At 41.0% G+C, this 19,456-nt stretch carries 16 protein-coding genes; 10 read left to right on the forward strand and 6 right to left on the reverse strand.

From position 1 onward, the window contains the following. The first annotated feature begins 75 nt into the window (after positions 1-75). Positions 76-828 carry a Uma2 family endonuclease gene (locus HWQ39_RS20260; RefSeq protein ID WP_292848941.1) on the forward strand — a complete coding sequence of 251 codons (753 nt, stop codon included), beginning with the start codon at positions 76-78 and terminating at the stop codon, positions 826-828. A 252-nt stretch (positions 829-1,080) separates the two neighbouring features. Here the strand turns inward: HWQ39_RS20260 and ligA are convergent, their stop codons facing one another. Beyond that, positions 1,081-3,117 (reverse strand): NAD-dependent DNA ligase LigA, encoded by a 2,037-nt coding sequence (gene ligA, locus HWQ39_RS20265; RefSeq protein ID WP_292848943.1) that lies wholly within the window; start codon positions 3,115-3,117, stop codon positions 1,081-1,083. Between the two features lie 527 nt (positions 3,118-3,644). On the opposite strand from ligA, the gene HWQ39_RS20270 reads away from it, so the two are divergent. Continuing rightward, positions 3,645-4,595 (forward strand): hypothetical protein, encoded by a 951-nt coding sequence (locus tag HWQ39_RS20270; protein ID WP_292848945.1) that lies wholly within the window; start codon positions 3,645-3,647, stop codon positions 4,593-4,595. Between the two features lie 112 nt (positions 4,596-4,707). Beyond that, positions 4,708-5,745 carry a glycerophosphodiester phosphodiesterase gene (locus HWQ39_RS20275; protein WP_292849008.1) on the forward strand — a complete coding sequence of 346 codons (1,038 nt, stop codon included), beginning with the start codon at positions 4,708-4,710 and terminating at the stop codon, positions 5,743-5,745. A gap of 92 nt (positions 5,746-5,837) precedes the next feature. Here the strand turns inward: HWQ39_RS20275 and HWQ39_RS20280 are convergent, their stop codons facing one another. The 4 genes from HWQ39_RS20280 to HWQ39_RS20295 all read right to left on the reverse strand — a co-directional run bounded on the left by HWQ39_RS20280 (position 5,838) and on the right by HWQ39_RS20295 (position 10,709). Then, positions 5,838-6,533 (reverse strand): SAM-dependent methyltransferase, encoded by a 696-nt coding sequence (locus tag HWQ39_RS20280; RefSeq protein WP_292848947.1) that lies wholly within the window; start codon positions 6,531-6,533, stop codon positions 5,838-5,840. Between the two features lie 215 nt (positions 6,534-6,748). Continuing rightward, complete coding sequence (locus HWQ39_RS20285) at positions 6,749-7,846, reverse strand: iron-containing redox enzyme family protein (RefSeq protein ID WP_292848949.1); 1,098 nt, start codon at positions 7,844-7,846, stop codon at positions 6,749-6,751. Between the two features lie 326 nt (positions 7,847-8,172). Continuing rightward, complete coding sequence (locus HWQ39_RS20290) at positions 8,173-10,008, reverse strand: penicillin-binding protein 2 (RefSeq protein ID WP_292848951.1); 1,836 nt, start codon at positions 10,006-10,008, stop codon at positions 8,173-8,175. Between the two features lie 20 nt (positions 10,009-10,028). Then, positions 10,029-10,709, reverse strand: a complete 681-nt coding sequence (locus HWQ39_RS20295) for a hypothetical protein (RefSeq protein ID WP_292848953.1) — start codon at positions 10,707-10,709, stop codon at positions 10,029-10,031. A gap of 494 nt (positions 10,710-11,203) precedes the next feature. On the opposite strand from HWQ39_RS20295, the gene HWQ39_RS20300 reads away from it, so the two are divergent. The 7 genes from HWQ39_RS20300 to HWQ39_RS20330 all read left to right on the forward strand — a co-directional run bounded on the left by HWQ39_RS20300 (position 11,204) and on the right by HWQ39_RS20330 (position 18,877). Beyond that, positions 11,204-11,422 (forward strand): hypothetical protein, encoded by a 219-nt coding sequence (locus HWQ39_RS20300; RefSeq protein WP_292848954.1) that lies wholly within the window; start codon positions 11,204-11,206, stop codon positions 11,420-11,422. A 258-nt stretch (positions 11,423-11,680) separates the two neighbouring features. Further along, complete coding sequence (locus tag HWQ39_RS20305; protein ID WP_292848956.1) at positions 11,681-12,013, forward strand: hypothetical protein; 333 nt, start codon at positions 11,681-11,683, stop codon at positions 12,011-12,013. A gap of 220 nt (positions 12,014-12,233) precedes the next feature. Further along, a complete protein-coding gene (gene glgB, locus HWQ39_RS20310; RefSeq protein ID WP_292848958.1) occupies positions 12,234-14,525 on the forward strand; it encodes a 1,4-alpha-glucan branching enzyme in 2,292 nt (763 codons plus the stop codon). Between the two features lie 361 nt (positions 14,526-14,886). Continuing rightward, on the forward strand, positions 14,887-15,138 hold the full coding sequence (locus HWQ39_RS20315; RefSeq protein WP_292848960.1) for a hypothetical protein: 252 nt from the start codon (positions 14,887-14,889) through the stop codon (positions 15,136-15,138). Positions 15,139-15,598: 460 nt separating this feature from the next. Then, positions 15,599-16,318 carry a hypothetical protein gene (locus HWQ39_RS20320; protein WP_292848962.1) on the forward strand — a complete coding sequence of 240 codons (720 nt, stop codon included), beginning with the start codon at positions 15,599-15,601 and terminating at the stop codon, positions 16,316-16,318. Positions 16,319-16,574: 256 nt separating this feature from the next. Next, positions 16,575-17,342 (forward strand): DUF1350 family protein, encoded by a 768-nt coding sequence (locus HWQ39_RS20325; protein WP_292848964.1) that lies wholly within the window; start codon positions 16,575-16,577, stop codon positions 17,340-17,342. Between the two features lie 398 nt (positions 17,343-17,740). Beyond that, a complete protein-coding gene (locus HWQ39_RS20330) occupies positions 17,741-18,877 on the forward strand; it encodes a SpoIIE family protein phosphatase (protein ID WP_292848966.1) in 1,137 nt (378 codons plus the stop codon). Here the strand turns inward: HWQ39_RS20330 and HWQ39_RS20335 are convergent, their stop codons facing one another. Then, positions 18,878-19,204 (reverse strand): STAS domain-containing protein, encoded by a 327-nt coding sequence (locus HWQ39_RS20335; protein ID WP_292848968.1) that lies wholly within the window; start codon positions 19,202-19,204, stop codon positions 18,878-18,880. Positions 19,205-19,456: the final 252 nt, after the last annotated feature.

The following is a 19,456-nucleotide window of genomic DNA, read 5'->3' on the forward strand; positions in this document are numbered from 1 at the left end:
TCTAATACCCAGTTCTCAATGCCTCCATAGCCATCCTAGAAGCGATAAGATCGAAAATAAATTCATGCTGTGTTTATGGCAACCCAACTCAGCCAAGCCAAATCACCAACAGAACTGGTAATCACCTGGGAAGCTTTACCCAAGGATTTTCAACTAGAGGATGAACCACTGGAGAATACAGGTCAGCCGCTTTTGGCTGGTGCTTTGCGTGAAAGCCTAGAAATCAGTGGATTCATTCAACCCCAGATGTTGATCGCTTCTAACTTTGGTCTTTGTGCAACAGTCAACGGACAATTCGTTACCAAAGCACCTGACTGGGTTTATGTACCGTTGGTTAATGAAATTGTAGGTAATCGCAAAAGTTATACACCCAATTTAGAAGGAAATATCCCCGCGATCGCCATCGAATTTTTATCCGATACTGAAGGTGGAGAATATTCGGTAAAGCGATCTTATCCACCAGGAAAATGGTTTTTCTACGAACAGATTTTGCAGATTCCCATCTACATATTTGAACCTAATGGCGGTTTATTAGAATATTATCAACTAGAAAATCAACGCTACGAGTTAAAGCTACCCGATGAAAATGGTCGTCATTGGATTGACGCAATGGGATTATTTTTGGCAACTTGGCAAGGAACAAAAGAAGGGCGCACTGGTTATTGGTTGCGCTGGTGGGATCAAGCTGGGAATTTGTTACCGTGGGCTGTGGAACAGATTGAACAAGAACGCCAACGCGCTGAACAAGAACGCCAGCAAAAAGAAAGACTAATTGCTTATTTACAATCTCAGGGTATTGATCCAAATAATTTGCCCCAGTTCGAGTAAGGGCAATTCATGTAGACGCATTCGCAAAGATACATATATTTATTCTTCCCAATCCCCATTACCTATTATCCCCAGAGGGAACCCCACCTTTCCCAATCTTTAATTCAACGTGAGTTCGACAGACCTCTCCCTGGCTTGAACTAAATTTCAAGTCTGTCCCTCTCCGAGTCGGAGAGGGACAGGTTTTGCATAGTAAAACCAGGGAGAGGTCTTTTGGGTGGACATGATATGACCAGTCGAACTCACGTTAATTCAATCTTCAATCATCTCCAACAATTGCGCCTCGCTTAACTGTGTAATTCCCAGGGAAACCGCTTTTTCTAACTTAGAACCTGCATCTTCTCCTAATACTAAATAATCTGTTTTTTTACTCACTGAATCATTCACTTTTCCACCAGCTTTTTGAATCAAAGCCTTCGCTTCATCACGCTTTAAGGTTGGCAATGTACCCGTAATTACAAAAGTTTTACCTGCGAACTTTTGATTACCATCGCCAACTCTTTTTGTTTCCTCTGTGGCAGTTAATTGCAATCCTTCTGCTTGCAAGCGTTCTATCAATTTTTGGTTGGCATCAATCCGAAACCACTGATACACCGATTGGGCAATTTCAGCACCAATACCGTAAATGCCTTCAATATCTGATTGTTTCGCTGTAGCTAACTGGTCTACAGTGAAATACTTCTGAGTCAACAATTGGGCATTTACGCTGCCAACGTGACGGATGCCTAAACCATATAATACCCTTGACCAAGGTTGATTTTTTGATTGAGCGATCGCATCCACTAACTTCTCTGCCGACTTTTTCCCCATTCTTTCTAATGCAGATAATTTCTCTGCTGTCAACTCATATAAATCGGCAACGGAATGCACCAAACCTTTATCAACAAGTTGATATACCAACTTTTCGCCTAAACCTTTAATATCTAAGGCATCACGACTTACCCAATGTTCAATGGAACCTTTAAGAATTGCTGCACAGGAAGCATTGACGCACCGAGTCACCGCCTCACCTGATTCTCGCACCACAGATTGACCACAGACTGGGCAATGGGTAGGCATCACGAAGGGTTCAGTATCAGCCGGACGGAGTTCTTTGATTACCCTCACCACTTCTGGAATGATTTCCCCAGCTTTGCGGACAATGACAGTATCACCAATGCGGATGTCTAATTGAACAATGCGATCGCTATTATGTAAAGTTGCACGGGAAACTGTTGTCCCCGCCAATTGCACAGGACGCATCTCCGCTAATGGTGTTAAAGCCCCCGTTCTCCCAACATTTACAGCAATATTTTCCACACGGGTAGGCGCTTCTTCGGCTGGGTACTTTAAGGCTACTGCCCAACGGGGGAATTTCTGGGTAAACCCTAGCTGTTCCTGAAGTTTAAAAGAACTCAGCTTCACTACTACCCCATCAGTCATGTATGGTAAATTCAGCCGTTCCGTATCCCAGTATTCATAATATTTTGCCACTTCTGCGATCGAAGCACAGAGTTTGTGGTTAGGGTTGACTCGAAAACCCATCTTTTCCAACAACTCCAACGCTTCCCATTGCGTATTGGCAATACTGGTGTCATCTCTACCAGGAATGTGCAAGGTGTAGCCAAAGAAATCTAACCGCCGTTTAGCCACAATGCGGGAGTCTAGTTGTCTGAGTGTACCAGCTGCGGCATTACGGGGATTAGCAAATAATTGCTCGCTGGCTTTTTGCCTTTCCTCGTTAATTTGTTTAAACACTTCCAATGGCAAAAACGCCTCACCTCGCACTTCCACTCTTTCGAGAATCTCTAACCCTTCAAAATTCAAACGTAAGGGAATTGAGCGAATTGTCCGCACATTTTGGCTGATATCTTCACCCGTCACCCCATCACCCCTAGTTGTTCCCCTAACTAGAATCCCATCTTGGTAGGTAAGAGCCAAAGCAGAACCATCAATTTTCAGTTCAGTGACATATTCCACTGAATCTATTTTTGGTATTTGTCGTCGCCAACGCTGATCCCAGGCTTGCAATTCATCAAGATTGAAGGCATTCTCCAGACTGTACAAAGGGATATTATGCCGCACCGAAGTAAACTGCGTTGCTGGTCTCTCACCCACGCGCTGAGTCGGACTATCGGGTGCTGTCAACTCTGGATATTGAGTTTCGAGTTGTTGTAATTCTCGATATAGCTGGTCATAGACTGCATCTTCCATAATTGGAGCATCTAGGACGTAATAAGCATAGCTGGCTTGTTGCAATAACTGGCGCAATTCTTCTGTGCGCTTTACTTCCGGCTTAATCTGTGTCATTAGGATTATTACAAAATATCTAGATGAATACAATTTAAAAATGAGCAAACCTGCATAGCCAGGCTTTGTTTAGATAGCCGCGACTGACCGTCATCGCGTCAAGGTACTTCCCATAAAAATTGGGTTTGGCTAATCAGCTTGCCATTAACAGAGGTACTTTGAGCAAACACTACTATTTTTCTAGGTTAATTAATTTAATACCAATCGTCGCATCCATCGCTAGACCTAAAATTTTACGTACAGCGCTTCCTGACAATAAATCATTCCTTGTTGAAAACCTCAAAATAATTTTTTCTAATATAAGTAATTCTAAGACACCAAGTATCACATATTCAATTTAAAGTAAAATAATATACTTTTTATGCTTACACAAAATATCAGTATCTTGAATTCTGGAATCGTCTGTAAATCAAGAGTATCTATAATTGTCGGCACTGTTCCCTGGTATTGCATAAAAAATAAATACCAACCTATTTAGTTAGTGCAGCCGAAAACCTAATACATTATTACAGATTGATTTTACTAATATGTTCATCCGCTCTTTAACATTTACAGCCTCTAGTGCAGTGTTACTTTCAAGTTTAGTCAGTTCCGCTTTTGCCGCTCCCAACAACTTTGCTAGTAGTGTTGGCAATACCGACACAAACACAAAGGTACTTGCTCAAAATATTATCCAGTTAAAGAAAATTCCTCATGGCACAATACAAGCAATAGCCAACGGACAAGACCGATATGCGGCTATTTGGGTGAAGTCTGGTGGTGCAGCTTGGGAGGCGCGACATGGATTGACTTCGGCCCAGTATCAAGCAACTTTTGACAAACTTGTTGGTGAAGGATATCGGTTGATTGATGTCAGTGGTTATGATGTGAATGGACAAGACCGATACGCAGCTATTTGGGTGAAGTCTGGCGGCCCAGCTTGGCAAGCACGACATGGATTGACCTCAGCCCAGTATCAAGCAACTTTTGACAAACTTGTTGGTCAGGGATATCGATTAGTTCACGTTAGTGGTTACAGTGTCAACGGAAAAGACCGATACGCAGCCATTTGGGAGAAGTCAGACGGCCCAGCTTGGGAGGCGCGACATGGATTGACCTCGGCCCAGTATCAAGCGACTTTTGACAAACTGGTTGGTGAAGGATATCGGTTAGTTGATGTCAGTGGTTATGGTGTAAATGGACAAGACCGATACGCGGCTATTTGGGTAAAGTCTGGTGGTCCAGCTTGGCAAGCGCGACATGGATTGACCTCAGCCCAGTATCAAGCGACTTTTGACAAACTGGTTGGTGAAGGATATCGATTAGTTCACGTTAGTGGTTATGGTGTGAACGGACAAAACCGATACGCTGCCATTTGGCAGAAGTCAGACAGTCCAGCTTGGCAAGCGCGACATGGATTGACCTCAGCCCAGTATCAAGCGACTTTTGACAAACTGGTTGGTGAAGGATATCGATTGGTTGATGTCAGTGGCTACTAGACAATAAGTTAAAATTCAAACGAAAAACATTTATGCGGGTGGTAGCTTAATGTTTGCCATTTATGTGCTACCACCTTTCTCTTTTATGCCAGTTTTTGAGGCGGGGAAAGTAATGAGTAGAACTTTGCAAAATGTATCTCCAATTATCATTGCACACCGAGGCGCTAGCGGCTACCGTCCCGAACATACTTTAGCTGCTTATGAGTTAGCGATACTGGGCGCTGATTATATTGAACCTGATTTAGTTTCCACCAAAGACGGCGTTTTAATTGCTCGTCATGAAAATGAGATTTCTGAAACCACCGATGTTGCAAGCCATCCAGAATTTGCTCACCTGCAAACCACCAAAATAATTGATGGCGAAACAAAAGCTGGCTGGTTTACTGAAGACTTTACCCTAAGAGAACTGAAAACACTACGAGCTAAAGAGCGAATCCCGCAACTGCGCTTTCAAAATACCGCCTATGATGGACTCTTAGAAATTCCTACGCTGCAAGAAATCATCGATTTAGTCAAGGTTAAAAGTAGCGAAATTAATCGGGAGATTGGCATTTACCCAGAAATTAAGCACCCAACTTACTTTCAATCTATTGGATTAGCTCTAGAAGCCCCACTACTTGCAACTTTAACAGCCAACGGTTATAAGGGAGCTAACGCACCTGTTTTCATTCAGTCTTTTGAAGTGAGTAATTTACAAGATTTATCTACAAAGACAGATTTACCTCTGGTGCAATTGCTGAATGACAGTGGTAGACCTTATGATTTTGTCATTAGTGGCTGCGAACTGACTTATGCAGATTTAGTTACAGGATCAGGTTTAGCAGAAATTGCTAAATATGCAAAAGCGATTGGAATTCATAAAAATTTACTGGTTCCGAGAGACAGTAATGGTAAATTGCGTAGACGCAAAGCGGCTTGTCTCCAGACATCGCCTACATCTTTAGTCACAGATGCTCATGCAGCAGGTTTAATGGTTCATGTCTGGACTTTCCGCAATGAAGACTATTTTTTACCCCTGGACTTTCAAGGAAATCCCCAAGGTGAATATGAACTATTTTTCAACTTAGGTGTTGATGGCGTATTTAGCGATTACCCGGATACGGCTTTCGCAGTAAAGGAGAAACTTCAATTTAAACTTGGTTCCCCATAAAATTCAGGATGATAAAATCAAAGTTGTAGTAATGACCAAAAAAATTCCCAACTGATTCATTCAACAAGTTGGGAATCTGAGACTCTTAATTTTCACAAACTAGTCATCACCTGAGCTAATTGATTAGATAGGTCAATTGCAGAGTCTTGGCATTTCTTAAATAAAACTCCAGCTAAAAAATAATAATCGCCAGAATAAAATGCCATCTGATTTTTTTGGAGTTTTTCGATGTGCTTCTTTACCTTGGGATCAGAGCTATAGTAGCCAAACTGCAAAGGTAAAACCATGAAGTTTTGAACATAATAACCCTTTTCTTTTGCTATGTTTAACGTATTTATGGGATTAGAAAAGCTAGATATTAAAACCAACACATTTTCATAACCTAACGATAAAAGCTCGTTAGTAATTGTGGCTCCATCCACGCCCCCAAATAAAAGTGGCATATAAATATCATTATCTGGTGCGGGGAGATAGGGAGGATTGGCTACAAGATACTTGGCATCGGGTTGAGAAGCATTAAACAAAGATGAATTATGGATAATATATTTATTAGTGAGATTGTATTCATCGATGGTTGAATTTGCGACTTTCCATGCAGAAGTATTTAATTCAAATCCCTGGATGACTCCATCAAACTTGTTCCTCAATAAGGAATTAATTACAGGGCTACCATCTCCTGAACCAAACTCCACAATAGATTCAGAATTATTACAATTTCTGATCACAAAGCTTTCTAAGCAGTTGGAGTAGAAATTAGATTCTTCAGGACAAAAAAAGATATCTTTCATTTCACTGCACTCAAGGTATAAGGTATAATCAGCGTAATAGGAGGTTATTTATTACCTTATATAAAGGCAATAAAAACTATTCCTTTAGCAAAGGGTGGCTAAAGAAAGATTTTGCAGATCAATAAGCAATAAAATGACTTACAAATGTCAAATTAAAAGGCTAAAAATAACCTGCTATTTATAGTTTTTTGGATTGTTTATACAAGTCAAGCGAATTATTCTGCTTCACGTATAGATCGCACAACAGCGTCAGCGGCGCGATCGCCCATGAGTTTCTCCTGGTCATAGCCAAGCAAAAGTTCCCATGCATCATTCGGATACCGTTCTGCCAAAGACAAAGCTACATCATCTAACATCCAACGGCCGTGGCGTTCATCTTCCCTGATGTGCAGTTCCCAATAACCCATCGCCGCCTCTGACAGTTCCAATCGCTGCGCCGCCGCTAGATAGTTTTTATAAGCCGCAGGACCAGCCACCTCAAAATATGTCAACGCGCCACTGTAACGCAAGAAATAGCGTTTGCGATCGGTAGTCAAGAAGTTATGATTAGCAGCGGCTAAGACTTGCCAAGGGACTAAATCAAAGTATCCTTCTGGTTCAATGTTCATCCCAAATTCAGCCAGCATTTGGGCAAAAAATGTCGAATGCTTGCGCGATAAACGACCATTGCCGTATTCTTCTATTAGTACTCGCACCAGCGTACACTGCACTTCATTAGCAGCACCACCCAATACGTAGCAAAGACGACTGCCTTCAACCAAGCCATCAAAGGAGCCGATCGCTAGTAAGTGACGATAGCCAGCTTCAGTCATTTCCTCACGAATGTAGCGGCTACTCTCCGACAAAGGGGGATTTAAATCAGCAGAGGCACGCTCAATTAAAGCGTGTTTTACATCCAATTGTTGCAATGCAGCCACATCAAGTTGTGCTAATTCCCACTGTTGCCAGGCAGTTTCGATTTGGTCACGACATGAGTACAGATAAAGCGATCGCTCATTGGTATAGTTTTGCAAATCGTCGTACCAAAACAGCTTTAGCCGATTAATTCGATAAAGTATTCGTTGGAGAAAACGGTGAGCCTGTTCATCAGAGCGATCATTTCCATAAGCAGTGTCAATTGCCATAGAGAGCGTCTGTTCAAACTCACTAGCTCTTACAGGATTTGCATCCAGTTTATTGTCCAAATCCTCCATTGCTAGCAGTTCTAAAAATTGCTCTTCGGCACGCTCGTATTTGGTAATTGTTCTTTCTTCAGTTTGCGTGCTATTTTTTGCAGCCTCAGTCTTAGGAAATATAACTAAATTGCTTTGCATGGAATTTTCGGTAGCTTTAGAAAAGTGAGAAATTAATTTCACCTCTATTATCTAGGTTTCCACACCAGTAGCTTTCTGTACCTCTTTCCCTGGTTATAAAGAAAAATTAAGTTTCAGACGAAAGGGGTATTGAAAAGAGGTAGAGGGGCAGGGTGCGGGGGGCGGAGGGGAAAATTCTGCTCCCTACTCAATACTGCTCGGATAAGCAGGGGAGGCAAAACTCAACGCCAGCCTCCATTTCTCCCCCTGCTCAAGAACAGCTTGCCTCAACCAAGAAATTCCAAAACCTACGCAGTATTGACTTCCTACTCCTTACTCCTTACTCCCTACGGCACTTTCTGCTGCTCAATCACCTTACTAGGCGGAATCTCCTCAAGAGGAATCAGGGCTTCGATCACTGACTTGACAATTGGGGCGGCCACAGTAGAACCATAAGCACTTTCTCCTTTTGGTTCATCCACCAATGCAAATACTACATATCGAGGAGATTCTACGGGTAAAATAGCCACGAAGCTGGTCATTCTCGCACCCTTGATATATCCGCCATTCGGACTAGCTTTTTGGGCTGTACCAGTTTTACCCGCAATGCGATATCCCGGAATTTGTGCTGCCTTGCCGCTGCCTTCAGTAACAACAGTTTCCATCATTTCCAAAACCTTTTGGGCTGTTGCGGCTGAGAAAATTTGGCGGGGGGTGGTGTGATTTGGTGAATCATGCATCTGCCCTTTGCTATCAATCAGCCCCCGAACTACATGGGGTGTAACCAACTTACCGCCATTAGCTAAAGCACCGTGCATTTGCACCAGCTGTAACGGTGTCATAGAAAAGCCTTGCCCAAAGGAAGTAGTAGCTGGTTCAATTGGCGAAGCGATAAATTCTTCTTGACTTTTGAGCCGTCCGCCGACTTCAAAAGGTAAATCTGTATCAACTTTTTGTCCTAGCCCCAAGCGTTCTAGCCAGTTGTAGTAAATTGAAGGCTTTAAGCGTTGGATAATTTGCACCATCCCAATGTTGCTGGAATATTGCAAAATCTGAGCGATACTGATTCGCCCATTACTATTATTCATCGCATTTTTGATGGTGTAATTAGCGACTCGAATAGAACCGGAGTCATTAAACATATCATCTGGTTTGATGACACCATTTTCGAGAGCGATCGCTACATTCAAGGGCTTAAAAGTCGATCCCGGTTCATAAAGATCCGCCACCGTCCAGTTTTTAAATAGTGAAATATTAGCTTTAGCGTATTCATTAGGATTATAAGTAGGCTGAGAAACGAGAGCGAGTAAGGAACCATCCAAGGCATCCATGACAATTACCGCCCCACGTTTGGCGTCAAACTTCTCCATTTGTTGTTTGAGCGCAATTCGAGCAATTCGTTGCAAACGGCTATCAATCGTAAGTTGCAGTCGCAAATCATCAAAATGCAAAAAACCTTCAGGTGCATGATCCGGCATCAGTACCCCATTCCCTGACCGACTAAGCCGCACCGTTTGCACAGGACGTTCTAACAACTTCTCTTGAGAATATTCCACACCTGCTTGACCACGACGGTCAACATTCACGTAGCCCACCACGTCAGAAACTAAATCGTCTGGTGGATAATATCGGGAGTATTTTTGAGCCCACTCCAGGCCATTTAAGCGCAAAGAGATGACGCGATCAATAATTTCTTCTGGTAAGGCTGGCGCAAGTATAATTCCGCTTCTTTTGCTTTCAAAAGTTTTCACCAATTCAGCAGTATCTTTTGCCAATATTGGGCCAAGTCGCTCTGCCATATTTTCATTAGACTTATCAAACAGCTTGGGATGAGCGTACAAAGTATATACAGGACGGTCAATCGCCAGCAGATTACTATTGCGATCTACTACTGGGCGACGGGGCATAAAAGGTCGCACATTCACCATTTGCTGGTTCCGTGCATACTCAGTTAACTTTAGCCCCTTGACAATTTGTAAGTTATATAAGTTAATAGCCAAGCCCAACCCTGATGCCATTAATACGCCCCAGACTATTAATAGTCGGGACTTAGTGCTGGATGTTTGATCTTGGATATTAGAGGCTAATTTTCCTAAAAGCCCTAATTTATAACCCTTTTGTTGCCTTGTTAGTCCTGGATTCCGAAACTTTCGGAATTTTGTTCTGCTTGGTGACTTCTGCATTGGGTTCTGACGAATGACGATTAGTATCCCAGTGGCGAGGGTGTTTGTAGTTGCGTTTCAGAATTTGGTGTTGTGTTAGACGATGCTTGCTTAGGACTTTGAGATACTGGAGGCAAGAAAATCATCCCTTCAGGAGTTGGTGATACCAGCCCTGCTGTTGGTTGTTCTGCTTCATTAGCCATTTTATTTTTCAGTGTCGCGGTGGTTGTAGTTAGCAGGCGCTCATGACGTTGCAGGTTTTGCAGTCTGCGATATGACTGACCCCAAAGCTCTTGTGAATATACCGTCCAGCCATACACAGCAAGTGTTGATGCTACTAACAAAAACGCCAAAACTGATGAATAACGATGAAAAGTGTACAAGCGCAGCAACCACAAAGGTGTCGCTCCAGAATTAGGCATTGTGGGAAGATCAATAAAACCTAGCCCCTTACTCTTCTGATTCGGACTCGACTGCTCATTGAGATTTGGAACTTGTCGTCTACCCAAATCTTTCACTGATTTAGCTACAACTGGCTCATTTGTGGGAGAAACCGCTAAATTTTTCGAGGAACGCTGTTGTCTTTGAGAGGATACTGGTGGAGAAATGCTCCGTGCTGCTGACTCCAAGCGTGCAGAGCGTCGCCTCCCTAAAGAAAGGATAGAATCTCGTCGGAACCAATTAGCCTTTGCAGAAACAGTAGATTTACGAGCAACTACCATAATTTTTTTAGATAGAAAATACTGTACTTGAGATTGATTGTCTTAATTGTCTGTTTTTGCTGAGGTTAAAATCACCTTCTATAAAACAAGCACACATAACAGGCTAGACCCTTTTAACTTTTCTGATAGGTAGCTGTACCAGTGTTTGCATCCCCTAGATATCCAATGTTTGTAATCAGCGATTAAAAATTGGACAGCTTAACCTTTAGGTATCGCACCTAAAGTATGGCAACGTCGGGTAACAAGGTGCAATACTCTATGAAAAAAATAAAATTTTTTGCTATCATAGCTCGGTTTGCTAGAGAATTTGGTAATTTTCGTTTTGCTCTTGAGTTTAAGAGAAACTCATCAGGATGCGTAATCCCAAAAAGAATACCCCAAAGGATTGTTTTTTTTAAGTATGTAATCTCGCAAAATTAAAAAAAAGCAATAAATACGGTATCGTATTCAACAGGCGAAAAATTGTTCTAGCCACAATTGGTGAAAGAGGAGTTATGAAAACAAAAATCTTTGGTTTTGCTTTAATGTTAAGTCTGGCTGCAATTCTCGGAGCCTGTGAAGGTGGTGGTGGTACTGGTACTGCTACTCCAGCTGCTACAGGTGAACCAACTGATGCACCTGCTCCTGGTTCTACTCCTGCAACGACTCCCGTAGCGCCTGCAACGACTCCCGCTGCTACTCCTGCTGCTACTCCCACTGCTACTCCTAAATAAGGCATCTTAAATACGCAAGATACTTCCCTTTTTTGGTATTTTGAATTGCTGAGACTACTGAATTTTGAGAGGGCAAAATAATTTAATTTATTGCGATCGCTAGCTGGCAATTGCTCTTGAGCATTCCCCGTAATCTATCCTGATACAGGATAAACCTGGTAATGTCACTTGATATTGCCAGATTTTTATTGCAAAAATTTAGGTATTGGGCATGGGAAAAATAGATTTTCATCCTGCGTTGTGAACGCAGTTTAGAATATGGGGAGAGTGAAAGCGAGAAAGGCGATAAAATTACTGTGCTTAATTGTGATTAGTGCAACTTTGCTTATATTAAGTAGCGATTGGGGGTCATCTGTAATCGCATTACCGCCACCAGAGGATACACCAGAAGAAATATTACGGACACAGATTATCATAGAAGCGCGATCGCCTATTGATGGAAAATTCCTAACAGCCGCCGAATACATTCAATTACAAGCGCAGCTGCAAGAAGTCCCGCCCCCAAAACTAGACCCCAAAATCCGAGAACAGATTTACTTGCTTCGCTTACGTAAAACCTTGCTTCAGTTCTTCCCATTTTTAAATTTTTAATAAATTCGTCATTTGTCAGTGGTCATTTGTCATTCATCCTCTGTTTAATGCCCCATTCCGAATCCCCATTACCCCTTATCCCAGAGGAGACCCCACCATCCCCAATGCCCCATTCTGATGTAGGATAACGGTGGCGACAAAATTGCAAATAAATGTAAAGAATATAGATAGTTTAAAAAAGTAGATTTAGTTAATCACGTTATTTCACTTAGGTAGCTTCATGTCCATGACCACGATCGCCCCTGAACAGGTTAACAGCATCGTTTGGAATCAGCATAACGATCCCTTTGAAATACTAGGTTCTCATCCCATAGAACAAGACGGTAAAACTGTCTGGGCTGTGCGGGCCTACTTACCAAATGCGAGTGCAGCATGGGTTATTCTTCCTGAACAACGGAAGGAATACCCAATGCAAACAGTGCATCATCCCCACTTTTTTGAATGCACCATTGAAACCGCAGAACTGGCAAACTACCAGTTACGCATTAAAGAAGGGGAGCATGAGCGTGTCACTTATGACCCTTACGCTTTCCGTTCTCCAAATTTGACAGACTTTGACCTGCATTTATTTAGTGAAGGCAACCATCACCGAATATATGAAAAACTGGGAGCGCATCCCACGGTAATAGGCGGCGTTAAAGGCGTTTATTTTGCCGTTTGGGCACCCAATGCTCGTAATGTCTCATTGTTGGGAGATTTCAACCTCTGGGATGGACGTAAAAACCAGATGCGTAAAGGTCCTACCGGAGTTTGGGAATTGTTTATTCCTGAAATCGGTGTGGGAGAGCATTATAAATATGAAATCAAAAATTTTGAAGGACACATTTACGAAAAATCCGATCCTTACGGTTTCCAGCAAGAAGCCCGCCCGAAAACAGCATCTATTGTCACTGATTTAGATGCTTACAGTTGGAATGACGAAAGCTGGATGGAAAAGCGGCGTCGCACTGAGCCTCTCACTCAGCCTGTTTCAGTCTATGAAGTGCATTTAGGCTCTTGGTTACACGCTTCGAGTGCCGAACCTGCTAAACTGCCAAATGGTGAAATTGAACCTGTAGTTATCGTTTCGGAACTTAAGCCCGGCGCGCGCTTCCTTACCTACCGAGAATTAGCCGAGCGACTCATTCCTTATGTTAAAGAATTGGGATACACCCATATAGAAATACTTCCCATTGCAGAGCATCCCTTTGATGGTTCTTGGGGTTATCAAGTAACTGGGTACTATGCCCCCACCTCGCGTTTTGGCAGCCCCGAAGATTTCATGTATTTTGTTGACAAATGTCACCAAAATGATATAGGGATAATTGTAGATTGGGTTCCTGGTCACTTCCCTAAAGATGGACATGGTTTAGCTTTCTTTGATGGCAGCCACCTATACGAACACGCCGATCCCCGCAAAGGCGAACATAAAGAATGGGGTACTTTGGTGTTCAACTACGGTCGCCATGAAGTTAGTAATTTTCTGGCAGCAAATGCCCTCTTCTGGTTTGATAAATACCACATTGACGGGATTCGTGTCGATGCTGTTGCCTCGATGCTGTATAACGATTACTGTCGCGAACCAGGAGAATGGCTGCCCAACCAGTACGGCGGCAGAGAAAACCTAGAAGCAGCAGATTTTCTGCGTCAGGTAAATCACATTATCTTTAGCTATTTCCCCGGTATTCTCTCAATTGCGGAAGAATCTACTTCCTGGCCAATGGTATCTTGGCCCACCTACACAGGCGGACTTGGTTTTAACTTAAAGTGGGATATGGGCTGGATGCATGATATGCTGGATTACTTCAGCATGGATCCTTGGTTCCGTCAGTTCCACCAAAACAACATTACCTTTAGTATGTGGTACAACCACAGCGAGAACTTCATGCTGGCTCTATCACACGATGAAGTGGTGCATGGTAAGAGCAATATCATCGGTAAAATGCCGGGAGATACATGGCAGAAGTTAGGTAATGTGCGTTGTTTATTTAGCTATATGTTTGCTCACCCAGGCAAGAAAACCATGTTTATGAGCATGGAGTTTGGGCAGTGGAGTGAGTGGAATGCTTGGACAGATTTGGAGTGGCATTTATTACAGCATGAAGCTCACCAACAGTTAAAAACGTTTTTCCAAGAATTGAACCATCTCTACCGTTCTGAGCCAGTTTTGTATACCCAGGATTTTGCTGAACCGGGGTTTGAATGGATTGATTGTAGCGATAATCGCCATAGTGTGGTTTCCTTCATGCGTCGCGACAAGGATTCTGATGATTTTGCGATCGTCGTTTGCAATTTTACACCACAACCCCATTCTCATTACCGCATCGGTGTACCGCAAAAGGGATTTTATACGGAGTTGTTCAATAGTGATGCGCGTCAGTATGGCGGCAGCAATATGGGCAACTTAGGTGGTAAATGGACGGATGATTGGTCTTTGCACAGTCGTCCTTATTCGCTGGATTTGTGTTTGCCACCTTTGGGTGTGTTGATTCTCAAGCTGGATAAGAAGAAGACTGCTGAAGTGATTGGATAATAATTTGGGGTGGGCATCGCCCATCCTTAATTTTTGTTTAAGATAAAAGATAAATGACTGTCAATAGCTTCGATTAAGGTTTTTTGATGAAAATTATAGATCGCAAAGACGCGATAAATCGCCGTCAAGACAAAAGACTGATTATTGTAAAGACGGCGATTCATCGCGTCTCTTGTCTTAACCAAATGAGAGAATAAACAATCTTGCACAACATAATTAGTAGAGATAAGCTGAGGTGCTATTAAAGGCTACACCTATACGCTTTTAGAACAACTGTAGAAGCAAAGTGAAAAGGCAGGCATATCTGGATTGCAAATGATAACCAAAACCTTGAAACTGAAATTATTGGTATCTAAATAGCATGACAGACATAACAGATTTATCAAAAATAATTGCTAACAAAGGCGACAATTCATTAATTGTGCCAGATGTAAACTTACAGTCACAAGAAGACGTAGAACTTGAGCGAAAATTGCGAGAACTCAAGTTTAAACAAGAACTAAGAAAAGATTGGATTTTATTTATTGTTAGAGATGTAATAATTTTTCCTGCCGCCATCCTTTTTATTTTTGCTGTCAGCGGTTATTCTTTATTTATTCAGATTCATGGGTGATATATCTGATGATATATAGCAATTTTATCTAATTCGTGAAAATCGTAAGGTTTAGATCCCCGACTTATTGAAGAAGTCAGGGATTTCGTGCAGTACAAGAAAATTTGCTTAACTAATTTTACAGACGACGAAAGCAACTTGCTACAAGTAGACTCATCTTTATATCCACACAAATTTTGCTGGGTATAAGGCAATACGGTTCAGTTAAGCATTTCTTTCTTCTCTCTGCGTTCTTTGCGCTTCTCTACGAGACGCTACGTGAAGGCGGTTCGTTCAAAAATTGACTTTGGTAACAGAGTTTTAGCCTCAACTGAACCGTATTGTATCATATTGTACAAAAAATCTTGATATGGTTTACCAGTATTAACTCGTCTGAAAAAGTTGGGACAAAATGCCAACATTCTAGAAATTTGATTGCTATATTAGACTAAATAACTATTCTGGCAAGGGTTAAAAAGCTGTGCAGGATGATTTAAAAGGCTTGGAAATTAGTCAAGATGATTTGCAAAAGCTGACTAATTTACCTGTTAATGAGGAACTTTTAATCATTACAAAAACTCTAAATAGATTCGCAAGGATATATATACAAAAGCTGAAAAGCTCTGAAGGGGCAACTGTAGTTTTTATCGGATTTTCTACATTTGTTTTTGTATATATTCTATTTGATTTAATTGTTAAAATTTTTGTGACGTGGATAACAATTCCATCTTGGATATTATTAATTCTCTTAGGTCTTTGGGTTGGCGGATTTGCACAAACTATCTTATATTTAATCTGGAAAAGTAGAAGTAAAGTTGTCAAAAATAATATGACAAAATCTCTTTACATCCTGTTAAATGAGGTTAATAGATATAATACTGTTATTAGAGTAATAGATATCAATGACCAAATCGAAGAAGCTGGTAATGCAGAAGTAGCTATAAAAGAAAGAGAGGGTGTGATCGAAGCGCTTAAACTCACTAAAGCTGATTTAGTTCGCGCTTTGAAGACAGAAAGAATTTTGAGGGAAAATAAGAACTTTATTCTGAGTAATACAGAACTATTCGTCAACAATTTAGCAACTTTAACAGCTATGCAAGTAACTGAACAAGCTACTGAACATGGAAGGTTGCTCAATGAAGCATTACAAATTGCATTAGATGTGCAACACGAAATGAAAAGATTACAGACTCAGCGTTAAGATAATTCGTAATGACGCTCTCTAGGAGACGCTATGCGTCGCTTGCCTCTTTGCAGAAGTACGTGACTCGCTAACGTAATTAAGTTTTGTAATGGAGATTTAGAAGGTGTGGTACTTTCGATAAGTCCATAAATGCTGCTGGGTTGGTTTCCAAGCGACTCACCAGACATTATCAATGGCTTTTGACAGAATCCTTCTCAGGGTTGCAATCACCGATCTAACATAAAGAATATTCATAAAGCGATCGCTTATCTATATGGACTGGAAAGAAATTAGAGGGAACTGGGTAATTATTCCCCGAAATCCCATAGGTATCGTTCATTTTTTAGGAGGTGCATTTGTCGCCACTGCACCGCACATTACTTATCGCTGGTTACTCGAACAACTGGCAAGTAAAGGTTATGTTGTAATTGCTACGCCTTTCATCAATACATTGGATCATACTGCGATCGCCAAATCCGTACTGTTAAACTTTGACCGTACCCTCGAACGCTTACAGGATTCTGGGGCATTACGCAAGCTTTACTTCCCCATCTACGGCGTTGGACATAGTATGGGCTGTAAACTTCACTTGTTGATTGGTAGCCTCTTTAAAGTAGAACGTGCAGGCAATATTTTAATATCCTTCAACAACTACGCCGCTAAAGAAGCTATCCCCCTAGTAGAGCAATTTAATTCTACTTGGAAAATCGAGTTTACTCCCTCACCGTTGGAAACTAACAAGCTTGTTCAAGAACGTTACAATGTCCGGCGCAATTTATTAATAAAATTTAGTAATGACAACATCGATCAATCGGCAGCTTTAACCAAAATCTTACAAGAACGTTTTGATGACATGGTGACAGCACAAACGTTACCAGGAACTCATACAACACCTCTAGGTCAAGATATTAAATGGCAAACTGGAACATCTTTCACCCCTTTTGACGCTTTAGGGCAATGGTTTAAGCAAGAAGCATACCGTGACTTAAACCAGCTAAAAAGCAACATCCTCTTATGGCTAAATCCTTTGGCAGCACCATAATGTTTTATGACTGTTTGACAGTTATAAATTCGATAGGTAAATAAAAATGATTTCTAATACTTCTGGGTTTAGTCTAATAGAAGCTAACCCCCAACTCCTTACTAGAGTTGGGGACTATAGCATTTTTCATTCAGATGGGGTACAACGTTATATCGCAAGGTGTAGGGAACATGCCGTGCCTCTACGGGTGTACCTCACGTAAACGAGAACCACCATAAGATTCAAAGCTCTATCCTTTTAAGAGAGAGGAATGGAAGTGAGGTCAAAGTCTATTGCATACAAACAATAAGTGCTATAGTAGCATCCCTATATTGATACTACTAGCTTATTAGCCCATAGCATATTTTTATTTTATATTTTGATAGCAAATTATTAATGAGTGTTTCTTACAACTGTATATGTTTCAAATACTAATAATTGATGATGATTATTCAATAAAAATACTTCTGAAAAGGATGTTGGAAAAACAGGGTTATGAGGTCGTTACTGCCAGTAGCGGCGAGGAAGGAATAGAAAAGGCACTAGTTTATCGTCCAGCACTAATTATTTGTGATTGGATCATGCCGGGGTTGACTGGACTAGAAGTTTGCCACCGTATTAAGACAGACCCCAAATTTTTCACCACATTCTTTATTTTATTAACATCCTTAGATTCCGTTGCCGATTGTGTCAAAGGTTTAGATGCTGGTGCTGATGATTTTATCTCCAAACCTATTGAGCATAATGAATTACAAGCACGGGTAAGAGCGGGATTACGCCTGCATCAGTTGAGCAGAGATTTGCAGGATCAAAAGTTGCTTTTAGAATCAGAAATGTCAGAAGCCGCAGACTATGTGCGATCGCTGCTACCTCTTTCTATGACCGAACCCTTCAAGATAAATTTCCGGTTCATTCCCTCGCGACAACTCGGCGGTGACTGTTTCGATTACTATTGGCTCGATGATGATTATCTGGCAATTTACTTACTCGATACCGCCGGACATGGATTGAAAGCTACTCTTCCCTCTGTTTCAGTGCTGAATTTGCTGCGTTCTCGTGCGCTTAAAGGTCTGAATTACTATCAACCTAGTGATGTATTGAAGGCTTTGAATGATACTTTTCAAATGAATTATCAAAACGATAAATACTTTACGATTTGGTATGGAGTTTACAACCGAATTAACCGCCAGTTAATTTATGCTAGTGCAGGTCATCCACCAGCAGTTTTAGTAACCGGCACATCTCCAAGAAAATCTGAAGTTAAACTCTTGAAAACCTCCGGTATGCCAGTTGGGATGTTTCCAGAGGCAAAATATGTTGATGCTTCTTGCAATATTGAAGAATTTAGTACCCTTTATATTTTTAGTGATGGTGCTTATGAAATCACTAAATCAGAGGGCGCACTTTGGAGTTTGGATGCTTTTATTCAGCTATTAGTTAGCTTGCAAGATCCAGTTGATAACCAACTCGATCGCGTACTAAGTTATTTAATTGCTCTGAACTCCAAAGATGCTTTTGATGATGATTTATCTATTTTGCAAATGAAGTTTGATTAATTAAGTATTAGAAACTAAAACTTGATTAAATGCATCTTGACTAGGGAATATTTCAAATACTTTATCCATATTAGTCAGTTCAAATAATATCCTGACTTGCTCATTAATTGAGCAGAGAACAAGTTTAGTATCTGCTGCACGCAAGGTTTTAAAAGCTAATACTAAAGCTCCCAAACCGGAACTATCCATAAACGTTACATCTTTAAAATCAACTAACACGATTTTCGCACCCTTCTCTAGAATCTCAGTGATATTTTGTCGAAATTCTTGTGAAGTTGTGGCGTTCAAATTACCACTGAGCTTAATAACTTTTACTTGTTCTCTCATAATTATGTCACTCTGATTTGTGTAAATAATTCTCTGATTTCGCCATTATAGAACATTTAAAAATGCTTGTAAAATAAAATCTAAGATGACATATTGAGTAATCATTAATAATCAATCAAGATATATAAAGATTAATTATAAGTATTTTGATCTACTTTTTTATAATACTAAAAACCATATTGTCTTACATTTAATATTGATTTTTTACTAGGAATATCCCAGTTGATAATAGACTATACAAGTAAGTTAGCA

The sequence above is a fragment of the Nostoc sp. NMS8 genome, from assembly GCF_017115045.1.
Lineage (GTDB): Bacteria > Cyanobacteriota > Cyanobacteriia > Cyanobacteriales > Nostocaceae > Nostoc.